The 3,090-nt window shown below is 62.8% G+C and carries 3 protein-coding genes and 1 pseudogene; all 4 read right to left on the reverse strand.

Annotated features, from left to right (window positions below; translation table 11 throughout):
- The coding region (locus GJA01_RS15385) for a DotG/IcmE/VirB10 family protein (protein WP_218017419.1) at nucleotides 1-1,087 on the reverse strand (1,087 nt) is incomplete at its 3' end.
- On the reverse strand, nucleotides 1,084-2,013 hold the full coding sequence (locus GJA01_RS12735) for a DotH/IcmK family type IV secretion protein (protein WP_062502397.1): 930 nt from the start codon (nucleotides 2,011-2,013) through the stop codon (nucleotides 1,084-1,086). The genes GJA01_RS12735 and GJA01_RS15385, both read right to left, overlap by 4 nt.
- On the reverse strand, nucleotides 2,014-2,661 hold the full coding sequence (locus GJA01_RS12740) for a DotI/IcmL/TraM family protein (protein ID WP_062502398.1): 648 nt from the start codon (nucleotides 2,659-2,661) through the stop codon (nucleotides 2,014-2,016).
- A pseudogene (locus tag GJA01_RS15310) lies at nucleotides 2,661-3,090 on the reverse strand (hypothetical protein); the annotation flags it as partial. The pseudogene GJA01_RS15310 and the gene GJA01_RS12740, both read right to left, overlap by 1 nt.

Raw genomic sequence — 3,090 nt, forward strand, 5'->3', positions numbered from 1 at the left:
AGCTTGTTGTGTTGGAGTTCTGCATGGCGTTGCCCAGCCCTTCGACGAAGGCCGCGGCAGCGGGCAGGATCATCCGGCTTGCGATGTGTTCGTGCACCTCTGAGGCCACGCCTGTTTCGGCGGTATCCGGCGAGACCGCGAACGCTGAAATGGTGACGGGGTCGGCGTCGCCGATCATGAGTTTATCGAACTTGATGACGAGCCGTTCGTCCTTGCGCTGGAACGTGCCGGACACCCGGGCATGGATGAGGGGTCCGCTGTCGATCTCCACCAGCGCCTCGCCGCCGATATCGCTGTTTGCTGTCAGAACTGCATGCCCGTAGACGCCCCGTCCGGCGGGCAGGAGGAGACGACGGGATGATTTCGCAGTCGGCGCGGCTGCTGGCACGGCCTGCGCTGCGGCGGTGGCCGGAGATCCTGTGACCACAGGCGCGCGGGCGAACTGGCCATTGCCTGGGCCTGTTCCATCTGCTGCCGTATCGCCCTGGGATGTGGGGAGATCAAGGCTGGGGCCACCGCCCGTCCAGGCGGCGATGAGCGTGGCTTCGGCCTGCTCGGACAGGCTGCCGCGCGCGGGTGGTCTGTCTGCAGGGGGCTGGTGTGTGTTTCCTGCGGGAAGCGGATTGCGGGTGAAAGGATTGGGGACGGTGCCAGCAGGGGCCGCGGGCTTTTCCTGATGGGAGGTTTCCTGACCACCGGACGTTCCGGTCGGCTTTGTCGCGCCCGGTGCCTTTCCGAAGTCTGGCGCCGTATCATCGCCGATCTTTGACCGGGTCGTGAGAGCCCCGGCATAAGAGGTGTGTTGTGCCAGCGCCTTTTTGGCGTCTTCTTCCTCTTTCTGGCGGGCGGTGCTGTCGAGGACTTCGGAATGATTGTCCCCGCCTGCGGGAGCCGCCATCTCGGGGTGGCCGACCGGTGCGGATTTCGGGGCGGGTCCTGCGTGATGGGAGAGAACATACCATCCGAGGGCTGTAGCTCCGAGCAGGCCGAGGACGGCAAAGCTGATCGAGCGTGAGGCGACGAGGCTCTGGCCGAGAGGCGAGCGCTGCTGCTGGGGCGGTGAAGGGGGAGGTGGCGCCTTGCTCATGGCCCCTCCTCCGACAGGGTGACGCTGATCATGCGCGAGCCTGTTGAGAGCAGCACCACGGATGTTTCAGGGATCTGATAGATGGCGACGTTGTATTCGGACTGGTGGGCGGTTGCTGCTGGCGATGCCGGCCAGTAGCCGTTTTCGAGACGCAGATACATGTCGTGCCCCATCTTCCATGCCCGCATCTGGTCGGGACTGATGCCGGAGACTGTCAGGGGCACGGCATCCGCAGGGGGTGCTCCGTCGAGCATGTCTGTGAGGAACGACGCCCCGGTAACGGGCGCATCCGGTTCGAGGACCGGCATGTCCTTTGCATTGGGGCCGCGTCCCTTGACGCGTATGGTCAGGTCGGCGTCATACGTTCCGGTTCCGGCGATGAACATGAAGCTGACCGGCTTGGGTGCGCCTTTGAGACTGACGAGGACACCGCCGTGGGCGTAGCGTGAGATCGGGGTCAGTTGCAGGACGTTGGAGCCTGCCTCTGGCACGCAGGCATAGATGCCGACAGGTCGCACGGCGGGATTTCTCCCTTCGCCCTTGCTGTCGCAGCCGCCTCCCTTGTTGGTGGCGATGTCCCATCCGATCGGCCAGGGCTGTCCGGTCTCGTCGAGGAAGGTGATCGACGAGGGATATTCTCTGGCGATCCGGATGATATTGGTCTGCGCGCCAGGCGCGAAGGAGACGCTGACGGACCGGGAGACGGGCACGGCGAGCCGGTGCGGATCGTCTTCGCCGTCGAGCGAGCGTTGCCCGCGATCGAAGCGATCGTAGAGATCGTTCATGGCGGGTGGAGGCGGCAGGCTCCTGTAGATGGGGTCAACCGGGTCATGGTCGTCCTGACTGGGGCGTGTCTGCGCGTACACGCCACTGGCCGGGGCGGCCAGAGCGAGCAGTCCCATACCCATGAGAAGGATGTGCCGCATTCAGTCCCCACTATCCGATGCGCGGGGCGCGTTGAGTTCGGTGATGACCAGTCCATCGGGATGTTCAGGGCTGTTGATGCGCTGGACGGTGACATCGACGGAGAGGAGATTGGTGGTGGAGCCTGAGGAGTTCTCCCACTTGAGCAGCATCGGGAAATGAACGTGCCATTCATAGATTCCGGACGATGTTTTCCCTTCTGCGCGGATGGTGGCGGCGCTTTTTGGGGAAGCGGAGAGGAAGACGCGTTTGGCCTTGATGAAGTCGATATTGCCCGGTCCCTTGAACGCCTGTCCCCACGAGTTCCATGCGGGAATGTCAAAATCGACGGACGCCTCATCGAGGTGTCTGGCGTAATTGACATAATTCATCGTGTAGAGGTTGGTGACTTTCTTGACGGCCCAGTCATTGATTTCCGCATCGGAGAAATAGGGCTGGTCGGTGACGATGAGTTCGCGCGGCTTGCCCAGAGAGTCATGATAGATGTAGCGGACATGGGGCGTGTGCGAGACCGAAATGGCCAGGGCCAGTCCGAGCAGGACATTGAGTACGAGGCTGATGGCGAAGGCCAGCAGGCCACGCCGGATGACGCGCTGGAGGAACTCGGGATCGAGGAGACGGCGCTGAATGGCGGCCTGTGCGTTACGCATCAGTGGACGCTGCCTGCCGCGCGTCTGGCGAGGATCATCTGTCCGAGCATGCTGTAATGCTGTCGCCGGATGTTTTTTGGGTGGAGGAAGAAGACGTTCTGCGTGATGGCGCAGATGCGTTTGACCATCTGGGCTGCGATCGTGGCGTTTTCCGGAGCGGCGAGGGGATTGTTCCCCGGCGCGGCTTTGAGAAGCGTCAGACCTGCGCGGCTTGGGAGCCCTGCGCGTCGGGCAGCCATGCTGACGGTGCCGGGACGTGTGCCCAGATAATCAGCGATGTATTTTGGGGAGTAGAGCCGTTTCCAGAGTTCGGCGAGATGGAGGATAACAGTGTCGTCCCAGATGATGCGACCGGCGCGGGTGCGTGAGATGGCCGGACGGGGATCGTTTGGATTAGAATAAGGTCTTGATTGTATTACCGAATTGTGC

The sequence above is a fragment of the Gluconobacter japonicus genome, from assembly GCF_002723975.1.
In the GTDB taxonomy this organism is placed as follows: domain Bacteria; phylum Pseudomonadota; class Alphaproteobacteria; order Acetobacterales; family Acetobacteraceae; genus Gluconobacter; species Gluconobacter japonicus.